A 21277-nucleotide genomic window follows, 5' to 3' on the forward strand; every position below is an offset into this window, starting at 1 on the left:
AATGGTAACACACGTTGACCTAATTTTAACGGAAAGGACGTGGCGATCATAAAGACTCTTTCTGAGATTTGTGTACATTTGCTAGTATTTACTATGGAATAATGGTAGATAACCAAGTGAACTACTCCCACCACTTACCATCCTTGCGGGTTGCTTGAAGTGGGGGCTTCTTGGGTAATCGCCACTTTTGGTAGCTGACAAAATTGACCAAGCTAACCCTCTTGTTCCAAGAGTTCATATTGTCTTTAGGCAGTTGCTAATAAGCGAATGCCTTCTTTTTTGATGTTTAGTGCTGAATTGTAATCTCTATCAAGATTTAGTCCACATAAACAAACATACATCCTAATATTCATAGGCATTGGTTGAGTATTTCCACAATTCGAGCAAGTTTTAGTAGATGGAAACCATTTGTCTATTTTGACAAGTTGTTTCCCTTGTCCTTTTAATTTGTACTGTAAGAAAGAAGTGAACATTCCCCACCCATTATCAGCTATGCTTTTGCCGAATTTAAGTGCTTGTGACATTCCTTTCATGTCTAAATCCTCAATTACAACAGCATCAAAGTTAGACACTAACTCCTTTGATTTATGGTGAAGAAAGTTCTTACGTTGATTGGCTGCTTTCTCTTGAATATTAGCTACTCGAATTCGTTGTTTATTCCAATTGGAAGAGCCTTTCTTTTTACGGGAAAGTTTACGTTGTTCTTTTGCTAATTTCTCAAGCATTTGTCGATAATACTTAGGGTAATTGGCTTTCTCACCTTCACTATCAACAAACAACCCATCCATCGCAAAGTCTAACCCTACAACGTCTTGAATTTCTTTCGCTTCGATCTCCTTCTCACACTCTGTAAGAATAGAAATATAGTATTTTCCTGATGCAGTCATAGATAGGGTACAGGATTTCATTTTGCATTCCAAAGGTATTTCTCTGTGTTGTTTGACTTTAACCTTTTTCAGTTTAGGTAATTTGATATGACCATCGAACAATTCAATATTTCCATTGACGAGATTTGTTGTGTAACTTTGTTTATGTCGCTTACTTTTGAATTTTGGAAACTTAGCGTTACCTTTGAAAAAGGCCTTATATGCCTTATCTAAGTTCAGTTGAGCGTTCGCTAATGCCAAAGAGTCCACTTCTTTTAGCCATTCGAATTCTTTTTTGTATTTAGCGGGAGTTGAATGTTTTACCTTTTTCAATGCTCCTTTATCCTCTTTTAGGCTTTCATACGTTTCTTTTCGTTCTGCTAACATTTTGTTGTAGACAAAACGAACACAGCCGAAAGTTTTGCGTATAACCAAAGCTTGTTCATCTGTTGGATACAACCTAAACTTATACGCTTTATTTTGTTTAGCCATATCAAATCACCTCACTTTATCACTTGGTTTTCAATATATTTTTTCACCATTTCGATAGGCGAACCACCAGTCGTCAACAAACAAAAACTTCTTGACCAAAACATTTCTTTCCATAGCCTTTTACGAACATGAGGGAAATCCTTCTTGATAAGTCTTGAACTGGCACTTTTATAGGCAATGATAAACTTCGATAATTCACAACACAAGGTGGTAATACATCAATAATACTGAATGATTATTACTGTCTAATTTCATTGTTATAACAATCCTTGTACTTTATAATACTGATTATACCACATTGAGAAAAAAGACAAAAGAAAAAGCCTTTGGGCTAAGCCCAACCGAAATTCATCTCCCCCTTATCGTTGGGCTAAGCCCTTCACACGCTTGAAGAGGGAGACTTCTTTCGGAAGTGCGTTAAAATAGAAAGAGGAAAAGAAAGGGGAGAATCCACAAAATGAAAAACGTACTAACCCTAATATTTCTTCTCATTATTCTAGTATTTGGCATTATTGGGTTTGCCAATTTGGCCAACCAACCAGATCGAGAAAAACAAATAGATAACGAGGCATCTAGCAATGGTCAGCCTGATTATTTCATAGAAATGAGGGAGCTAACATAGTAGCTCCCTCATTTCTATCCTAATATCGTCACTTTTACTTTTCGAACGCCCCACTCATAGGCTTGTTCTTTTGTTGGAACATTGATGTCGATTCTATTTCCGACAATTGCACTACCAACATCTCCGGCTATTGCCTCTCCGTAGCCTTCTACATAAACTTTCGTACCAAGTGGAATCACTTCAGGGTCAACAGCTATTACTTTTGCATCTCTATCATTATTTAAGTTAATACCGGTTTTCGTTATGCCTGAACAGCCTTCGCAATCAGCAGTATAGGCTGTTGCAGTTACGGTCAGTGTTTCCTGGGTTTGTTCTGATGTAACTGCTTGCGCTTCAGCTGAAACGGCTTGTCCACGATCAGAATCAACTGGATCTGTAAACACCGTTAACTTCTGCTCTGGCAAAATTAAATCGGAATCAAGGTCATTCCACTCTAGTAATTCATCAACCGTTACATCATATTCTAATGCAATATATGAGAGTGTATCACCTTTTTCTACTATATACGTTTGTTCCACATCTATTTCTAGTAATTGTTCTGGAAAAATTAGGTCTGAGCGTAAGTCGTTCTTATTCTTTAAGCGATTTACAGAGGTACCAAACGTATTAGCTATCTCCCACAAACTATCTCCCAACTCCACCTGGTATTGCTTAGCGGATGCAGTTGTTCCAAAACTACTTGCGATTATGAGGAACAAAGCTAGAGAAACTATCGTTTTCTTCATTTCTTTTCCTCCTTTTTGTAACACGACATATCCTAACATATTTACTAGACACTTTGGTTACAGTTTGCTTAAGTGTCTATTACAAAGGTTACAAATAATAGAACCCTTTCTCATTATGGGACGGAATTAATAGATTTATACCTTGATCCTTCATTTTTTTATAAAAATGTGAATTTAATGCTACTTCCTCGTGAATACTTCTACCATTTTGTTTCAGCTTGCTGAAACAAGTTCGCGTTTTCGCACAAAAATAGCCCTATGGTGATGGGGGTAACATGCACCATAGGGCCAGGCAAAAAAGTTGTATATCACTTGGGGTAAACATGATTAAGCAATTTTATCAGCATGACTGATATGATATTGATAATCATTATCAACTAATTCCACTATATCAAACTTTTTATTTTTGTCAAGTGCGTTTTATTTTTTTGTTTGAACAACCTCTAAAATTATTTTTCAAAAATTTTTTACATATATCAGTTGAATACGAGTGCTGTTCATTGTATGCTTTAGATAGTTAATTAATTTAATTAAGTTAAATAATTGGTAATGTGTAGGAGGAACAGTATGACGATTCCAGAGCTCATCAACGAATTTAACAAACAGTTTTCGGCAGGAGCCACACCCAGGATATTCTTTGCTCCAGGTCGGATTAATTTAATCGGTGAACATATGGACTATAATGGTGGTCACGTATTCCCAGCAGCTATTTCATTCGGAACCTATGCACTAGCAACGAAACGAACCGATCAAAAGCTGCGATTTTATTCTATGAATTTTCCCGAAACAGGAATAGTAGAGTGTGATCTATCTAATTTAGCCTATAATGATGAACATGACTGGGCCAATTATTCGAAAGGCATGATACACTATATGATGGAAGAAGGGCACACCCTTTCGCATGGAGCAGACATCTTATACTACGGAAATATTCCTAACGGAGCAGGACTTTCCTCATCTGCCTCAATTGAAATGGTAACAGGCATATTATTAGAAAGCATGTATCAATTAAAAAAAGACCGGATCCGCATGATACAAGTCGGACAACAGGTTGAAAACGAGTACATCGGTGTGAATAGTGGTATCATGGACCAGTTTGCGATCGGAATGGGTAAGAAAGATCATGCCCTCCTATTAAACTGCCAAACATTAGACTACCAATATGCCCCCTTAGCACTCGATCAGCATGTTATTATAATGATGAATACAAATAAAAGAAGAACGCTGGCTGGATCAAAATACAATGAAAGAAGAATCCAGTGTGAGTTCGCATTAAAAGATCTTCAAACGAAACTAGACATTAATCATCTTGGTGATGTAACAAAGGATCAATTTGAACAGCATAAACATTTAATTACGGATGAGATAAACCGTAAACGCGCAAAGCATGTTGTATATGAAAACGCTCGTACAATAGAAGCACTTGAAAAACTACAACAACATGATCTTTTTGGATTTGGCGCGTTAATGAATCAGTCTCATTTATCTCTTCAAAACGACTATGAGGTTACAGGGCACGAACTAGACACGATCACAAAGGCAGCATGGGAACAAGATGGCGTTGTTGGCGCTAGGATGACAGGTGCGGGCTTTGGTGGATGCGCGATTGCAATTATCCCGATTGAACAGATCGACAGTTTCCGTCAAAATGTCAACCGCATTTATCAAAAGAAAGTCGGCTATGAAGCTACATTTTATACAGCAACAATTGGCGATGAGGCAAAAGAACTTAGTATCTGGTAGTGATACCTGGATTTATTTATTCACTTTTATATTAACTTTCAAGAGGAGTGTATCTAAATGAGTGTTTTAGTATTAGGAGGTGCAGGTTACATTGGTTCTCATGCCGTATACCAATTAATCGATCAAAAAAGAAAAGTTGTTGTAATTGATAACCTTGAAACGGGTCACCGAGAAGCAGTGCACCCTGAAGCAACCTTTTATCAAGGCGATATTCGCAACATCGGTTTTTTACGAGAAATATTTGAAAAAGAATCGATTGACTCTGTCGTACATTTTGCAGCAAATTCACTTGTAGGCGAATCGATGGAAGATCCGCTCAAATATTTTGATAACAACGTGCATGGAACCCAAGTCCTACTTCAAGTCATGAAGGAACATGACGTAAAGGTAATCGTTTTTTCCTCCACAGCCGCCACTTATGGCGAACCAGAATCCGTACCAATTACAGAAAAAATGAGGACGGAACCTACCAATACGTACGGGGAAACCAAACTTACCATGGAAAAATTAATGAAATGGTGTGAAGCTGCACATGGTATTCGACATGTGTCCTTACGCTATTTTAACGTGGCTGGTGCAAGAAAATCGGGTGAAATAGGCGAGGATCATCAACCTGAGACACATTTAATTCCTATTATTTTGCAGGTTGCCCTTGGTCAACGTGAACACATATCCATTTTTGGAAATAATTACAACACACCTGATGGTACATGTATACGGGATTACATTCACGTTGAAGATTTAATAAATGCCCATCTTTTGGCACTCAACTATCTGAAACAAGGTGGAAAAAGTGATGTCTTTAACTTAGGCAGCAGCCAAGGATTTTCGGTAAAAGAAATGATTGAAACAGCAAGGAATGTAACTAATAAAGACATCCCAGCACGTACAGCAAAACGGAGAGCAGGAGATCCTAGTGTTCTTATTGCTTCATCAGAAAAAGCGAGAAATACGCTCGGGTGGAATCCAACTCGTACCTCTATCAATGAAATTATGAAAGATGCGTGGAATTGGCATCGTAACAATCCAAATGGATACAAGAGGATGTGAAAGCCTAATGATGACAATTTACCAGAAGCTTTCTGCACTAATCGAACAGGCAGTGATTGTTCAGCTTATCGATGTAGAGGATAAAATATACGTACGGAACCAGTTACTTGGTCTCCTTCAGTTAGATTCCTACACAGAGCCTGACACTTTTGAAACAAATCAGTCGATTCCAGACTTATTGGAGGCACTGATCACCTATGCAGTTCAACAAGGTGTCATAGAAAATGTTTTTGATGACAAAGAAATATTATCGGCAAAGATCATGAATTTGTTTGTTGCTCGACCATCTGTCATCCATGATACCTTCTATGACAAATATGAGGATTCACCTGAAGCGGCAACCGATTATTTTTATCAGTTAAGTAAAAACAGTAATTACATTCAAATGAATCGCATACAAAAAAACATCCAGTTCCAAGCGGACACTCTATACGGTACATTGGACATTACGATTAATCTATCCAAGCCTGAAAAAGATCCTAAACAGTTGAAACGCGAACGTGCTCTAAAAGTAAACACTGGATATCCTAAATGCGTTCTCTGTGTTGAAAATGAAGGATATGTTGGTCGTACAGGACATCCAGCAAGATCCAATCACCGGATTGTTCGCATTCCTTTAACAAATGAAAACTGGTATCTCCAGTATTCACCATACGTCTATTACAAGGAACACTGCATTCTATTGGCAGAAGAACATAGGGATATGAGGATCGATCAAGCAACCTTTGAGAGGCTCCTTACATTTGTTGAGAAATTCCCCCACTATTTTATTGGTTCTAACGCTGATTTGCCAATTGTTGGTGGATCTATTTTAGATCATGATCATTATCAAGGTGGACGCTATACATTTGCCATGACAGGTGCAGAGACCGCTTTTACTTTTACCCTAAACGGTTTTGACAACATAAGCGCATCTGTCTTGAAATGGCCATTGTCTGTTATTCGGCTACAAAGCACAACAAAAGATACATTATTACACGCTGCGGCACATGTGTTAAACACTTGGAATGAGTACAGTGATGAGACAGTAGATATAATAGCCTTTACAAACGAAACACCTCATAACACGATTACACCAATTGCACGCATGCGCGGCGGAAATTTCGAGCTAGATCTTGTTTTACGAAACAACCGGACAACGGAAGAACATCCATTAGGTATTTTTCATCCGCATGCAGATGTCCATCATATCAAAAAGGAAAACATTGGATTAATTGAAGTGATGGGTCTTGCAGTTTTACCAGCCAGGTTAGAGAGTGAGTTACAGGAAATGAAACTGTTCCTACTTGGAGAAACGTGTAATGTCGAACCTTATCACGTAGATTGGGCCAACCAACTAAAAGAAAAGTATGGGAAACAATCAAATGAGGACGAAGCGGACTCGATCATAAAAAAGGAACTAGGTCACAAATTTTGTAAGGTGTTGGAGCATGCAGGTGTATTCAAACAAAATGATGTAGGAAGAACAGCCTTCCAGCGATTCATCAAGGTGTTAAACGAGACTAGTAATGGGAGCTGATGAAATGCATATAGATATACAGGATATGAACGTAACAGACGATATTACTTGGAAACTTTTCACCCTTTCCAATGAACATGATATGGAAGTACATTTTTTAAATTACGGTGGGATCATAACAAAAGTGCTCGTCCCAGACAAAAATGGTAACGTAGAAAATGTAGTCCTCGGCTATAAAAACGACCAGGATTACGTGAAAAATCCGAATTACTTTGGCGCTATTGTCGGAAGAGTTGCAGGAAGGATACAAGATTCTGCGTTTGAGCTTGATGGACAAAAATATGCTCTACCCGCCAATGAAGGGATGAACCATCTTCATGGCGGGACGAATGGTTTCCATCAAGTGGTTTGGAAGTCAGAGACGTTTCAGACGGCCTCCACTGTTGGAGTGAAATTTTCCCACCAAAGTCCTGATGGAGAAAATGGATATCCTGGCAACTTAGACATCTCTGTCATCTATGAACTAAATAATCAAAATCAACTCATCTTAACGTATCATGGAAAAGTAGACAAAGCTACCCCATTAACGATGACAAATCATTCTTACTTTAATTTAAGTGGGAATATAAAGGATACAATTCAAAACCATGATATCACGATTCATAGTAGCAAATTCGTGGAATTAGATGAACATTTAATTCCAACAGGTAACATACTGGATGTTGACGGAACTCCGTTTGATTTTCGTAAAAGCAGGAAAATATATTCTGGCATAACCTCAAACTATTACCAAAATAAAATTGCTGGGGCAGGCTACGACCATTATTTTATTTTTGATCCTTCACAAAAGGAAAACGTTGTGGTGAAGGACAAACAAAGCGGACGTAAGCTAACAGTTGAAACAGACCAGCCAGGTATGGTTATGTACACCTCTAATAAGCTCGGGGATGATCTTGAGCTTTCAGAGGGAAAATCCCGACGTTATCTAGGTTTATGTTTGGAAACCCAAGCATCTCCCGCATCTTTACACCACGCCGGGTTTCCTTCCGTTGTGTTGGAAGCGGGGAACACCTATCAAACAAAGACGGTATTTTCGTTTGGTGTGGAGTGAAAAACGTCCTTCGTCAGCTCTATGAAGGGCGTTTCGTTGCTCTAATGCGTGGAATTGTCCTTCATCGGCTCTATGAAGGGCGTTTCTCGGCTCTTTTGCGTGGGATTTGTCCTTCATCGGCTTTATGAAGGGCGTTTCTCGGCTCTTTTGTGCGGGATTTGTCCTTCATCAGCTCTATGAACCACTTTCCCTGGCTCTTTTGCGTGGGATTTGTCCTTCATCAGCTCTATGAAGGGCGTTTCTCGGCTCTTTTGTGCGGGATTTGTCCTTCATCAGCTCTATGAACCACTTTCCCTGGCTCTTTTGCGTGGGATTTGTCCTTCATCAGCTCTATGAAGGGCGTTTCTCGGCTCTTTTGCGCGGGATTTGTCCTTCATCGGCTTTATGAACCACTTTTCCCGGCTCTTTTGTGCGGGATTTGTCCTTCATCGGCTCTATGAACCACTTTCCCTGGCTCTTTTGCGTGGGATTTGTCCTTCACCGGCTTTATGAACCACTTTCCCTGGCTCTTTTGCGTGGGATTTGTCCTTCATCAGCTCTATGAAGGGCGTTTCTCGGCTCTTTTGCATGGGATTTGTCCTTCACCGGCTCTATGAACCACTTTTCCCGGCTCTTTTGCGTGGGATTTGTCCTTCATCGGCTCTATGAACCACTTTCCCTGGCTCTTTTGCGTGGGATTTGTCCTTCATCGGCTTTATGAACCACTTTTCTCGGCTCTTTTGCGCGGGATTTGTCCTTCATCGGCTTTATGAACCACTTTCCCTGGCTCTTTTGTGCGGGATTTGTCCTTCATCGGCTTTATGAACCACTTTCCCTGACTCTTTTGTGCGGGATTTGTCCTTCACCGGCTCTATGAACCACTTTTCCCGGCTCTTTTGCGCGGGATTTGTCCTTCATCGGCTCTATGAACCACTTTTCTCGGCTCTTTTGTGCGGGATTTGGCGTCTAGAAATGAATTGACGACGAAATTTATACACTAGTTTAGGAAACCCTAGAGTAAAAGGAAAAAATCTAGATGAAATTATCTAGATTTTTCCCTTTCTTATCCTTCAACCCTGAGACTACTACTCTGCTGTCGCCTTAAAGACTTGGCAATCACCGAGGTTTTTTTAAACTCAGGTAGATTTATTAAGTTCACCAAGCACTGATCATTATTTTATACCGATTGATGAATCTTTCGGTATTATCACGTTTGTTCGTTTGTGATTCGTTGCGATAATATAGATCACGGCAAACACAATTAAAGCTGTAATCAACGAACCGAGGTTGAAGATTCCTTTTTCAGAATACCATACAATAGAATACCCGATCGATCCTGTTAAGAGTGCATAATACGTGAATGGAATTAAGGTTTTCCGAATAACCGCCCCTTCTTTTCCTACTAAACCAACTACTGCCGAGGCCGCCACTACATTGTGAACACAAATCATGTTACCAGCAGCTCCGCCCACTGCTTGAAGCGCTACAACCCAAGTGGGATCTACGCCGATTTGAGAACCAACGTTGAATTGGAACAAAGAAAACATCATGTTGCTTACAGTATTACTACCTGCAATAAATGCACCTAATCCCCCAATAAATGTTGAGAAAAACGGCCAATACTCCCCTGCTAAAGCTGCAACCCCATTCGCTAGCTCAACTGGCATTTGTTCAAATCCTGCTGCTCCTCCACCTGAGTTTAAAAACACTTGCACCATTGGAACCGTAAATACAAGTGCCGATGAGGCTGCAATCATTGTTTTCCCAGAATGTGCCCAAGCCCGTTTGTATGCGCTTCCATTCATTCCGTGAATAAAGAATGTAATAAGAGAGACGATTACAAAAATGGTTCCAGGCAAATACAATGGTTGAAAGCTTGCAGAAATATCTGTTCCAAACATGTTCGAGATCTCTACATTCCATGATTTAATCCATTCAAGGAACGGAAGCGATTTTAATCTTGTTAACACTAACAATAAACCAATTAAGATATACGGTGTCCATGCACGAACCATGCTCATGCTTCCACTCTTATGTGCGATGTCTTTTATTTCTATTGTTCCTGTCCATTCTGGGTCCCATTTTGATTTATCCTCAAAATCCCATTCTTCCTCTTTTGGAGGCATAAGAAAACCTTTTTTCGCTGCTGGTACAACAATTGCTAGACCTATTAATCCCCCTACCATGGATGGGAATTCAGGCCCAAGTACATTTGCAACAATTACATATGGAATCGTCATGGAAAAGGCTGCAAACAATGCAAATTTCCAAACCTTAATCCCTTCTGAAAATGATTTGTTTTTGCCAAAAAATCTCGTCATTAATGCAACGACAAAAAGCGGAATGAGTGTACCTGCAATCATATGAAGAATTGCAACTTTTCCACCAATCATAGTTACCATTGCAAGAAGATCATTCGTTATACTTGAACCTGATGATAATCCACTTTGTACACCTACTAAAATTGGTGTTCCAACAGCACCAAAGGAAACGGGTGTACTTTGAATAACCATGCCAGCAATAACTGCAGCCATCGCTGGGAATCCTAACCCAACTAGTAATGGTACGGCTACTGCTGCCGGTGTACCAAATCCTGCCGACCCTTCAATAAAGGATCCGAACAACCATGCAATGATAATGACTTGAATACGGCGATCTGCTGAAACGTCTGTGAAACCTTGCCGAATGGTTTTGATTCCACCGCTTTCTTGCAATGTGTTTAAAAGTAAAATTGCGCCAAAAATAATGTACAAGAGCGTTCCAGCTACAACTAAACCATTGATAGATGCAGCAGCCACATTTGCCCCAGGTATCCTCCAAATGAACAAGGCAAGTACAACGGTCGCTAAGTAAGCAACTGGCATTGCTTTACTTGCTGGCCATCTCATTCCAACTAATAGAACACCGACTACGATAATCGGAACAAGAGACAATAATGCTAACATTCCAGTACTCATTACTTTTTCCCCTCTCTGTAATGTAATAATAACAAGCCTTTACGAAATTAATAATTCAACACTATTGTTAATTTTCAGTATTTTTTTGACGTTCCATACCGTTCTATAAACAATATGGAACTGATTTTTAATTTATTCCACTTACATTTCCAAGCCTTATAGATATGTTTTTACCCGTTTCTATCATACGAGCCTTCAGTTGTTCGATTCGATTATCTGTCATCCGAATAGTTGGTCCAGAAACACTAACAGCTGCGGTAACTTTTCCTAAATGATTAAAAATAGGTGCTGCAATACAGATGATTCCAAATTCATTTTCCTCTAGATCAAGGGCATACCCCCTTTTTTTCACTTCTATGAGCTCTCGAAGGAAAGCCTCCTTGTCGGTAATCGTTTTGTCTGTGTGGGCAGGCATTCCACTTCGTTCCATAATATCCAATACAACACTTGTTGGTAGATGAGCTAGGATTGCTTTTCCAACTGACGTACAATGCACAGGGGCTCTTTTTCCTACTTTGGAGTGCATACGTAACGTTTCGTTTCCTTCTAGTTTTTCAATATAAACAACTTCATCCTGATCAAATACAACAAGATGAATTACCTCATTTGTTTCTTCTTCCAACTCCAGTAAGTAAGGCCTTGCCTCCGATCTTAGATCAATTGAATCTAGTAAATTTGTGCTAACCTCCAAAAATTTGTACCCGAGCTTATACCTACCCTTTTCTTCTTCTTGTTCGATATATCCATATTGTGCAAGTGTCGATAGGATTCGATAGACAGAACTTTTATTAATGTCTATTTGATTTGCTATCTCTGTAACACCTAATCCGTCTTTTTTTGAACTTATTAATTGAATAATATCCAATGCCCGGCTAACAGACTTCACCATATTCTCTCTTTCCACAATTGACCACCTCTAGTGCTAATCTTTACATGGTTTTAGGGTTTCATTTCCAATCAGGTGGAGTCGAGACTTCATCTGATTCCCCAATGTTTCAGCTAGTTGAAACGAGTTCGCTTATATTTATTGTTGCCGGGTATTTGGGCAATTAATAATTGTTTGCTGTTTTTCTAGAAGCTACAAACGTATTTCTTAATGTTCCAATCTGTTTAATTTCACATTCAATTACGTCCCCCTCTCCTACAAACTCAGCACCAACAGGACTTCCTGTTAAAATGACATCTCCAGGTTTAAGCGTCGTAACGGTAGTAAGATAGGAAATCATTTTTCTAATTGGAATAATCATTAATCCAGTTGAACTGTTTTGTTTTTCATTCCCGTTAAGGTTAGCTTTGACATAAACGCTAGACGGATCGAGGTCTGTTTCCACCACGGGACCTAATGGTGTGAATGTGTCAAACGATTTACCGATTGTCCAATGACCATCTTCATGAAAAAATTGCGGTGCTGTTACGTCGTTTCCAATCGTATAACCAAATACATAGTCTAACACCTCTGATTCAGGCACATTTTTTGCTTCTTTCCCAATAACAACGGCTAATTCTGATTCAAATTTCACTTGATCAACACGATCAGGGATAACAATTTTATCTTCTGGCCCAATTACGGATGATGTAGATTTGAAGAAAAATACTGGAATGTCTGGCAGCTCATTCGGAATATCTTCCACTTTAGCAACGTAGTTTGCCCCGATTCCAATCACCTGATTCGGTTCTATCGGTGCGAGTAACTTTATTTCATTCTCAGCAAATGATGCACCTGTATACTCCCAATCACCAAAAATATCACCTGTGATTTCCTTTACCTTATGATCATCTAAAACACCTGTCGTAACTTTGTCGTTTACAGTAAATCTAGCAATTTTCATTATCATAACCCCTTCTGTGTGATATTTCCTTCTAGTGTGCGTTCAAATTTGAAAGAATACTCCAGTACAATGAACCATAGAACATTCTAAATCTGGTAAAATGCCCTATGGCTTTATTGCCTTCTAGTGCGTGTTCAAAAAGTCGGCAAATTAGAAGCAAGCAGGTCGAGGCGGCGTAGTTTTGAGTAGCGCAGCGTATGCTTTTAATACGTGAGCAAAAGGAATGCTTCCCCGAATAAACTCCGCACGCAGGAAAAGCGAGTTTCTTTTCCAAGGAACGGAAAAACAAGCCAACGAAGAGATGCGCAGCTTATCATTTGGTGACTTTTTGAACATCCTCTTCTATTGTTTTACTGGGTACTTTGCTTTAGCTTCCAGTCTTTTGCGATGCAAGATCGGTTCTGTGTATCCATTTGGCTGGTCATAGCCTTTGAATATTAGTTCACTTGCAGCTTGAAATCCGACAGAACTGTCAAAGTCAGGAGACATTGCTCTGTATGCTGGATCACCAGCATTTTGTTGATCCACCACTTTGGCCATTCGTTTTAACGTTTCTACCACCTGTTCTTTCGTACAAACTCCATGATGAAGCCAGTTAGCCAAAAGTTGACTGCCGATCCTAAGAGTAGCACGGTCTTCCATCAATGCCACATCATTGATATCTGGTACTTTGGAACAGCCAATGCCTTGTTCTACCCAGCGTACGACATAACCAAGTATACTTTGGGCATTATTATCAAGCTCTTGCTGAATGTCTTCAGGGCTCCACTGCGGATTTTTTGCAATTGGAAATTCCAATATATCATCACGAAAATTTTTCGATTCATTGGCCATTTCGTTTTGCACTTTTGTCACATCTGTTTGGTGATAATGAAGCGCATGCAAGGTAGCTGAAGTAGGAGAAGGTACCCATGCGGTATTCGCACCTGTTTTTAGTTGTGCCCCCTTTTGTTTTAACATGTCTTCCATCTGATCAGGCATTGCCCACATTCCTTTACCAATTTGTGCTTTACCTTGAAAACCACTTGTTAAACCAATACTTACATTCGATTGTTCATAGCCCTGTAACCATTTGGATGATTTCATGTCACCCTTACGAATCATTGGTCCTGCTTCCATGGAAGTATGGATTTCATCGCCAGTTCGGTCCAAAAACCCTGTATTAATGAATGCAACCCTATCCTTCACCTGATTGATACAAGCTTTCAAATTCAATGTAGTACGACGTTCCTCATCCATCACACCTATTTTAAGTGTATTCCGTTCTAGTCCGAGCATGTCTTCCGTACGGTCAAATAGCTCATTGGCAAAAGCCACTTCTTCTGACCCATGCATTTTTGGTTTCACTATATATACCGAATTCTTTGATGTATTTTGATATTTTCCATTACCTAATAGTGTATGTTTCGCTATTAAACTTGTAATAACAGTATCTAGAATCCCTTCTTGAATTTCTTGGCCATTCTGATCTAGTATCGTATTATTCGTCATTAAGTGGCCTACATTTCGGACAAACATAAGCGAGCGCCCTCTTAAAGTGACCGCTTTTCCAGCTGGGGATGTGTATTTACGATCTGGATGAAGGGTTCTCGTAATTTGCTTTCCACCCTTCTCGAATGTAGAAGTCAAATCTCCTTTCATTAGACCTAACCAATTACGATAAACCTCTACCTTATCCTCAGCATCTACGGCAGTTACAGAATCCTCACAATCCATGATCGTTGTAATTGCAGACTCCATAACAATATCTTTAACACCTGCTTGATCCGTCTTGCCAATAGCATGATTTCGATCAATTTGAATTTCAAAATGCAGTCCGTTATTCTTAAGTAAGATTGTGGATGGATTATCAGGATCTCCTTGGTAACCAGAAAATTTAGTACCATCCTGAAGGGTTGTTGTCCCCCCATTGCGTAATGAAACGACCAATGCACCACCGACGACAGTATATTTCGTTACGTCTTTATGTGAATGCACTTCTAGTGGTACCGATTGATCAAGAAAATCTTTTGCATAAGAAATAACTTTCTCCCCACGAACCGGATTATATGCCCCCTTAAGTTCAGCTCCGCCTTCTTCACTAATCGCATCCGTACCATATAAAGCGTCATACAAACTTCCCCAACGGGCATTAGCAGCATTAATCGCATAACGCGCATTATTTACCGGAACTACTAATTGTGGCCCAGCTTGTATAGCAATTTCATCATCTATATCTTTTGTAGTAATTTGAAAATCTTCTACCTCAGGTTCTAAGTAGCCAATCTCATGCAAAAATGATGTATACTTTTCAAAATCAAAACGATCATTATTTTCCTTATGCCATGCATTGATTTTATTTTGGATCTCATCTCGATGCTCTAATAATGCTTTATTTTTTGGAGTAAAGTCCTGTATCAATGTTTCGAGATCCGACCAGAACTGTTCCTTATTCAACCCCGTCTCTGGTAATGCTTCAGCGTTAATAAATTCATAAAAAACGGAATCCACTTGGAGTTTTCCTACATTTAAATAGTTACTCAAAATTAAATTTCCTCCCTCATATAATATAAATTCTTTAAAATAATTCAAAAATTTAAGCTTATGTTTTTCATTAAGAAACATTGTTTCGTTTTACTTTCAAAAATAGGATACTGCGGTGTTCCTTCTATTTCAATAGGTTTTTTTAATCGCTTTTTCACCATATAAACAATACGTTTTGCTGTTATACAGAAGCAGCTTCCTTCGTTTCTATCTTTACTTCAACACAACGACCAGGAGTTGGAAATAATTTTCCTGCATTTAAAAGACTTTTCTGATTGAACACTTCACGAACGTCTGTCTGAGCCATGATTTCGTCGTCACTAAACACGAACCGCATTTCTTCCTTTTTTTCAATTCCAACTCCATGTTCACCTGTGATCGAGCCACCAACATCAGCACATACTTGTAAGCATTCGGTTCCAGCCTTTAGGGCACTTTCTGTTTCACCTGGGTTTCTGGCATCAAAAAGAACAAGTGGATGAAGATTACCATCGCCAGCATGAAAAATATTAGCGATACGCAAACCATATTTATCACTGATTTGGTTTATTCTATTTAACACTTCTGGTAACTTACTACGTGGAATCACACCGTCTTGCACTAAATAATCTGGGGAAATTGTGCCCATCGCACCAAAACCCGTTTTGCGATTTGCCCACCATCTTCCTCTTTCTTCTTCATCTTGTGCTACTTTTACTTCGCGAACATTTCTGTTGTTACATACTTCCATTATTTGTTCTATTTGCTCGCCAATTCCTGCAGAGATGCCATCAACTTCAATAAGCAATAACGCTTCAATGTCCCTAGGGTGCCCTACTGGAAACGAAGCAGATTCTACGGCCTCTATCGCTGTTTTATCCATCATTTCAAGTGCAGCTGGAACAATCCCCTTTGAAATAATATCCGATACAGCTTGACTTCCATCTGTAACCTCATCGAAATAGGCCAACACCGTCTGTTTTGCTTCTGGTGTTTTCAAAATTCGTACGGTTATTTTCGTAACAATACCTAAAGTCCCTTCAGATCCTGTTAAAATTCCCAACAAATCATATCCAGGACGATCTGGAACACCATCTTTACCAATTTCAATAATTTCTCCATTTGGCAACACAACCTCTAGTCCTAAAATATGGTTTGTTGTTACACCATATTTCAGACAGTGTGCTCCACCTGCATTTTCAGCAACATTTCCACCAATCGTACAACAGGATTGACTCGAAGGATCTGGTGCATAATAATACCCTTTATCAGATATTGAGTTTGTCAGCTTTAGATTAATAAAACCAGGTTCTACAACAGCGTATCTATTCTCTAAGTCTACCTGCAAAAGACGCTTCATCCGTACTAAACTAATGATGACTTCCCCATTTAACGGAACAGCACCACCACTTAAGCCTGTTCCAGCACCGCGGGCAAGAAAGGGTAACTCGTTATCATCACAATATTTCACAAGTTTCGCTACCTGCTCTGTATCTTTTGGGAAAACAACCGCTTTCGGCAAATGGCGATGAAGTGTGAAGCCATCACAATCATAGGAAATTAAATCTTCTTCATGATAAAGAATGGAACGTGGGCTTTCAACAATTCGAGCCAGATTTTTAATGTGTTTATCCTTTGTTTTAACTTTTTTTACTGCCATTACTCCCCCTCCTTGACGCTATCCTCTTTTTGATAGGCCCAATCTAGCAACTGAACCGTATGGACAATTTTTTGATTTCTCCCATACTTTTGTACTCCCATTGCCATTTGAAGCATGCAGCCAGGATTGCCCATTGCTATCATTTCAACGTCTTCTGGGACATTCTCCATCTTGCTTTCGAGTACTTCTCCAGCCATTTCTGGATTCGTAATATTGTAGATACCAGCACTTCCACAGCAACGGTCTGCATTTGGCATGTGAACCATTTCTACCCCAGGAATATCAAGTAACAGGTCACGTGGTTGTTGACGTACACCTTGACCATGTGCAAGATGACAGGCATCATGATATGTTATCCGTTTATTGATTTCTGCTTTTGGTGTCTCATATCCTGTGTCATAAAGGTACTTTGAAATATCTTCAACCTTCTCAGAAAAGGCTTCTGCTTTATCACGCCACTCTGGATCTTCTCGAAATAGTTCCGGATACTCCTTCATTGCACATCCACAACCAGCTGCATTGACAATTACTTTTTCAGAGTCCTTAAATGCTTCGATATTTTGTTTAGCTAGCTTTCTTCCTGTTTCACGATCACCAGCATGCACATGTAATGCCCCACAGCATGTTTGCGTTTGTGGTATCGTTACATCATTTCCGTTACGTGTTAAGACATTGACAGTAGATTCATTAATATCACTAAACATGACATCCATCACACACCCAGTTAACAGTGCAACTTCATGTTTCGTTTCCCCTTTTGATTTGACCACTTGTTCGTTTTTATACTTTTTTCTTACAGAGTCCTTTACTTCTGGCATAATCGCTTCCATTTCCATCAAATGTTGTGGCATCACATGCAACATCCCCGTTTTTCTTACTACCTTTTGTACGCCACTTTTTTGATAGAATTTCAATAGATTCCCTAGTGAATTTAAGCGATTCTGATGGGGAAACAGGCCTTGAAGAAAAAATTTACTTACTGTTCCTTTCCATCCTGTTAAGGGCATTGCTTGACGAATTTGTCCCCGAGCCTCTTCAATTAACCCCCCCACATCCACATCGGCAGGGCAAGCTGTCGTACATGCTTTACAGTCAAGACACGCAAAAACAGGATCCATAAACTGCTCATTCACTTTTAGTTTACCTTCCGAAACAGACTTAATTAGATGGACACGTCCACGAGGAGAGTGCTGTTCCTGCCCTGTTATCTCATAGGTTGGACAAGCCTCCAAACACATGCCACAATGCACGCAATCTGCCCATTTGTTTTCGTCAGGATGATCACTCCAAAGATAATTGCTTAAGCTTGTGGTTGAACATGCAGGTTCTTTTTTTACACTGCTAGCTGTTTGGCTCACGTTTATATCCCTCCCACAAATCGTTTATGATTCAAGACATTGTTTGGATCAATCTTTGATTTCATTTGTTTTAATAAGAAGAAATACGATGGTTGTTCACCCCAAACATCGATTTGTTGACGTAATGAAAGAGGTAGATGTGTAATCGTCACATATCCACCAAGCTGTACAACAAAATACCTTAGCTGCTTGATGGCTGCCACGACATCATCACTCGCACCTTTTAAAATCACTTGGCATAGCCCATGCCCTAATCCGCCATGTGCTTGGATGACAAGATTGTTAGCATCTTGTAAAACGTGAGCTTCTTTTATAACCTTGAGAACATCAAGATTCACGATACCTATTTTCAATGCTGCCTCTGTTTCATTATTAGTGATAAGCTCTGTGCCATTTGGACGAATGGTATAGAATTCATCCCAAAACGCTTGTGTTTCCTTTTGTCGTAAAATTGATACTTCCGCATTATGCTCACTGTTATTTATGAAATTTTCCTGGTAATGCACGGATTTTTCTACATCTTCAAAGGAAATGGCTAATGTGTAGTGTGCTCTATTTATCAACCTATTTGACAAGGCTGGGCTTAACAATTCAAGTGAGGTCGGTTCCATTGGTGCATCTAAAAGGTCGATAACGAAAGATCGAATTTCCTCCATATTTCCTTTTGGAAACGATAGAAGAACTAGACTTTCATGCTTAGGCACGGGACGTAATTTAACGGTCACTTCCGAAACAACTCCTAATGTACCCATCGAACCGATAAAAAGTTTGTTCATATCATAACCGGCCACATTTTTTACTACTTTTGCACCTGTACGAATAATCGTTCCATTTGGATAAACAACTTTCATCCCGATCACAACATCTCTAGCTGATCCATAACCAAGTCGTTTGGGTCCGCTTTCATTTGCTGCAATTATCCCGCCTATTGTTGCATATTCTGGCCATGCAGGATCCAGTGATACTTTTTGGTCATGCTCTGCTAAATAATCCTGTATTTCTTTAAACGTAGTACCAGGCCTAACTGTTAATGTCATGTCTCCAACAGTATGTTCGATAATTCCTTTATAATCGGATAATGAGAGTAAGATATCAGCAGTCTCTACTAAACCACCATATCCCCTTTTTGTCCCACCTCCCATTACCGATATGTTTTTGCCATTCTCATTTGCGTATTTGAGGATACTTGCAATCTCTGCTTCGGACTTAGGGTAGACCGTCACCTGTCCCCTGTTTCCCAATGAATGGTTTTGTCTTTCCTCTTCCTTCACCTGACCTTCAGGTATCAAAGATTTTAGATCTGTTAAAATATCTGCTACGATCAATCCCAACACCTCCTATTGTTTCGTAATAACAAACATCGTTTCGTTAATTACGCAAAAAAATATTTCTTTATAATGGTTCCTAATTTTTACAACCGCTTCTGATCTGACAAAAACACAAAGATGCAATAGAAATCGAGTCCTTAAAAATCTGATGTGGTTAACAGTAGATTTTTCCACGCTCCACATGTGATGGATTGATAGATAACTTCACTATGATGATTATGTTCCTATTTAGCCGGATATACATAAAAAATGAATGGATGTTATTCTGTACATTAATTAAACCATTTAAATGGAAGATTTGCAATGAGTTTTTTGAATTTTTGGTTAGTTCTGGAGTGTAGGTGGTTTGCTATACAGCATTGACCCATATAAGAATACTTACTGTCACCTAGTATCAAAAAAGCCAAAGCAAATTTTGCTTTGGCTTTTTTTAATCTACTTATTTTTATTTAATACGTCAAATGCAACAGCCGCCAACAAAACAAGCCCTTTTATAGCCTGTTGCCAATCAATGCCAATACCCATCAAAGACATCCCGTTGTTCAAAACACCCATAACAAGGGCACCAATAACCGCCCCAAAGACAGTACCTACTCCACCAGTGAATGACGCTCCACCGATGACTGCCGCCGCAATAGCATCTAATTCAAATAGATTACCTGCTTGAGGGGTTGCTGCATTAAGTCTTCCAGCGAATATTATTCCACTCAGTGCTGAGAGAACTCCCATGTTTATAAAAACCAAGAATTTCATCTTTTTTGTTTTTACCCCTGATAATTGAGCCGCATTAGCGTTACCACCAACTGCATAGATATGACGGCCGTAAACTGTATTATTCATAATAAATGTGTAACCAATAATTAATACTATTAAAGTTATTAGCACATATGGTAATCCCTCATATAGGGCTAACTCATAAGTCAATAAATTGATAACTACCGTAATGATGAAAAGTTTTGTAACAAACAACGAAAATGAGCTAACCTGAAAATTATATTTTTGCTCATTTTTTCGTATTCTTAACTCATTTATAATGTAAAAGAAAGAGAGCATAATACCAATAATGACCGTAAAAAACTGCAAACTTCCTCCCCCAAAAATATCGGGTAGAAAGTCGGAACTTAAACTTCGAAAGCTATCGGGAAATGGTGCAATTGTTTTACCATCCAATACAACGAGTGTTAAACCCCGAAACAGCAACATACCTGCAAGTGTTACAATAAAGGATGGGATGTTTACATATGCTACCCAAAATCCTTGCCAAGCTCCAATAATAACACCGAATACCAAGCATAAAAGAATGCCTAAAAAAACTGGCATATCATAGGTGACAATAAACAAACCAGCAATAGCACCAATGAAAGCAGCAACTGAACCAACTGATAAATCAATTTCACCAGTGATAATAATTAACATCATACCTATAGCCAGCACAATGATATAACTATTTTGCATAATAATGTTTGTAACGTTTAATGGTTTTAATAGTATACCACCAGTTAAAACCTGAAATAATATAATTATTCCAATTAAAGCAATGATCATGCCGAATTTTCTTATATTATTGTTGATTAAATTTTTTATTCCATCCACTGT

General features: G+C 39.1%; 15 protein-coding genes and 1 pseudogene. 5 read left to right on the plus strand and 11 right to left on the minus strand.

The features are described 5' to 3' along the window. Positions 1-245 precede the first annotated feature (245 nt). Together NC797_RS14215 and NC797_RS14220 are read right to left on the minus strand one after the other, a co-directional pair. A complete protein-coding gene (locus NC797_RS14215) occupies positions 246-1358 on the minus strand; it encodes a transposase (RefSeq protein ID WP_272437471.1) in 1113 nt (370 codons plus the stop codon). Positions 1359-1369: 11 nt separating this feature from the next. Next, positions 1370-1613, minus strand: a pseudogene (locus NC797_RS14220) (transposase). A 202-nt stretch (positions 1614-1815) separates the two neighbouring features. Between NC797_RS14220 and NC797_RS14225 the strand changes: the two are divergent. After that, positions 1816-1980, plus strand: a complete 165-nt coding sequence (locus NC797_RS14225) for a hypothetical protein (RefSeq protein WP_272437472.1) — start codon at positions 1816-1818, stop codon at positions 1978-1980. A gap of 14 nt (positions 1981-1994) precedes the next feature. On the opposite strand, the gene NC797_RS14230 is transcribed toward NC797_RS14225, so the two are convergent. Beyond that, positions 1995-2705: a LysM peptidoglycan-binding and 3D domain-containing protein gene (locus tag NC797_RS14230; RefSeq protein WP_272437473.1), complete on the minus strand. Its 711-nt coding sequence runs from the start codon at positions 2703-2705 to the stop codon at positions 1995-1997. 567 nt (positions 2706-3272) lie between these two features. Between NC797_RS14230 and NC797_RS14235 the strand changes: the two genes are divergently transcribed. Genes NC797_RS14235 through NC797_RS14250 form a run of 4 tightly spaced genes read left to right on the plus strand, consistent with a single transcriptional unit; the run spans position 3273 to position 8068 of the window. Further along, on the plus strand, positions 3273-4448 hold the full coding sequence (locus tag NC797_RS14235) for a galactokinase (RefSeq protein WP_272437474.1): 1176 nt from the start codon (positions 3273-3275) through the stop codon (positions 4446-4448). A gap of 57 nt (positions 4449-4505) precedes the next feature. Beyond that, on the plus strand, positions 4506-5498 hold the full coding sequence (gene galE, locus NC797_RS14240; RefSeq protein ID WP_272437475.1) for a UDP-glucose 4-epimerase GalE: 993 nt from the start codon (positions 4506-4508) through the stop codon (positions 5496-5498). 7 nt (positions 5499-5505) lie between these two features. Then, positions 5506-7017 carry a UDP-glucose--hexose-1-phosphate uridylyltransferase gene (gene galT / locus NC797_RS14245; RefSeq protein ID WP_272437476.1) on the plus strand — a complete coding sequence of 504 codons (1512 nt, stop codon included), beginning with the start codon at positions 5506-5508 and terminating at the stop codon, positions 7015-7017. A gap of 4 nt (positions 7018-7021) precedes the next feature. Beyond that, the gene (locus tag NC797_RS14250) at positions 7022-8068 is read left to right on the plus strand and encodes an aldose epimerase family protein (RefSeq protein ID WP_272437477.1); all 1047 of its coding nucleotides are present in this window, start codon (positions 7022-7024) and stop codon (positions 8066-8068) included. Between the two features lie 1151 nt (positions 8069-9219). Here NC797_RS14250 and NC797_RS14255 read toward each other — a convergent pair. The 8 genes from NC797_RS14255 to mmsB form a co-directional block, all read right to left on the minus strand. Beyond that, a complete protein-coding gene (locus tag NC797_RS14255; protein WP_272437478.1) occupies positions 9220-11004 on the minus strand; it encodes an L-lactate permease in 1785 nt (594 codons plus the stop codon). 127 nt (positions 11005-11131) lie between these two features. Next, positions 11132-11908: an IclR family transcriptional regulator gene (locus tag NC797_RS14260; protein WP_272437479.1), complete on the minus strand. Its 777-nt coding sequence runs from the start codon at positions 11906-11908 to the stop codon at positions 11132-11134. Positions 11909-12053: 145 nt separating this feature from the next. After that, entirely contained in the window at positions 12054-12833 is a 780-nt protein-coding gene (locus NC797_RS14265; protein ID WP_272437480.1) for a fumarylacetoacetate hydrolase family protein, read from the minus strand. Between the two features lie 342 nt (positions 12834-13175). Beyond that, positions 13176-15356, minus strand: a complete 2181-nt coding sequence (locus NC797_RS14270) for a malate synthase G (protein ID WP_272437481.1) — start codon at positions 15354-15356, stop codon at positions 13176-13178. Between the two features lie 181 nt (positions 15357-15537). After that, complete coding sequence (locus NC797_RS14275) at positions 15538-16995, minus strand: FAD-linked oxidase C-terminal domain-containing protein (RefSeq protein WP_272437482.1); 1458 nt, start codon at positions 16993-16995, stop codon at positions 15538-15540. Continuing rightward, on the minus strand, positions 16995-18353 hold the full coding sequence (locus tag NC797_RS14280; RefSeq protein ID WP_272437483.1) for a (Fe-S)-binding protein: 1359 nt from the start codon (positions 18351-18353) through the stop codon (positions 16995-16997). Before NC797_RS14280 ends, NC797_RS14275 begins: the two co-directional genes overlap by 1 nt. A gap of 2 nt (positions 18354-18355) precedes the next feature. Beyond that, positions 18356-19678: an FAD-binding oxidoreductase gene (locus NC797_RS14285; protein ID WP_272437484.1), complete on the minus strand. Its 1323-nt coding sequence runs from the start codon at positions 19676-19678 to the stop codon at positions 18356-18358. A 438-nt stretch (positions 19679-20116) separates the two neighbouring features. After that, the gene (gene mmsB, locus NC797_RS14290) at positions 20117-21274 is read right to left on the minus strand and encodes a multiple monosaccharide ABC transporter permease (RefSeq protein ID WP_272437485.1); all 1158 of its coding nucleotides are present in this window, start codon (positions 21272-21274) and stop codon (positions 20117-20119) included. Between the last annotated feature and the right edge of the window lie 3 nt (positions 21275-21277).

Origin of the sequence: Terrihalobacillus insolitus (genome assembly GCF_028416575.1) — a bacterium.
In the GTDB taxonomy this organism is placed as follows: Bacteria; Bacillota; Bacilli; order Bacillales; family Amphibacillaceae; genus Terrihalobacillus; species Terrihalobacillus insolitus.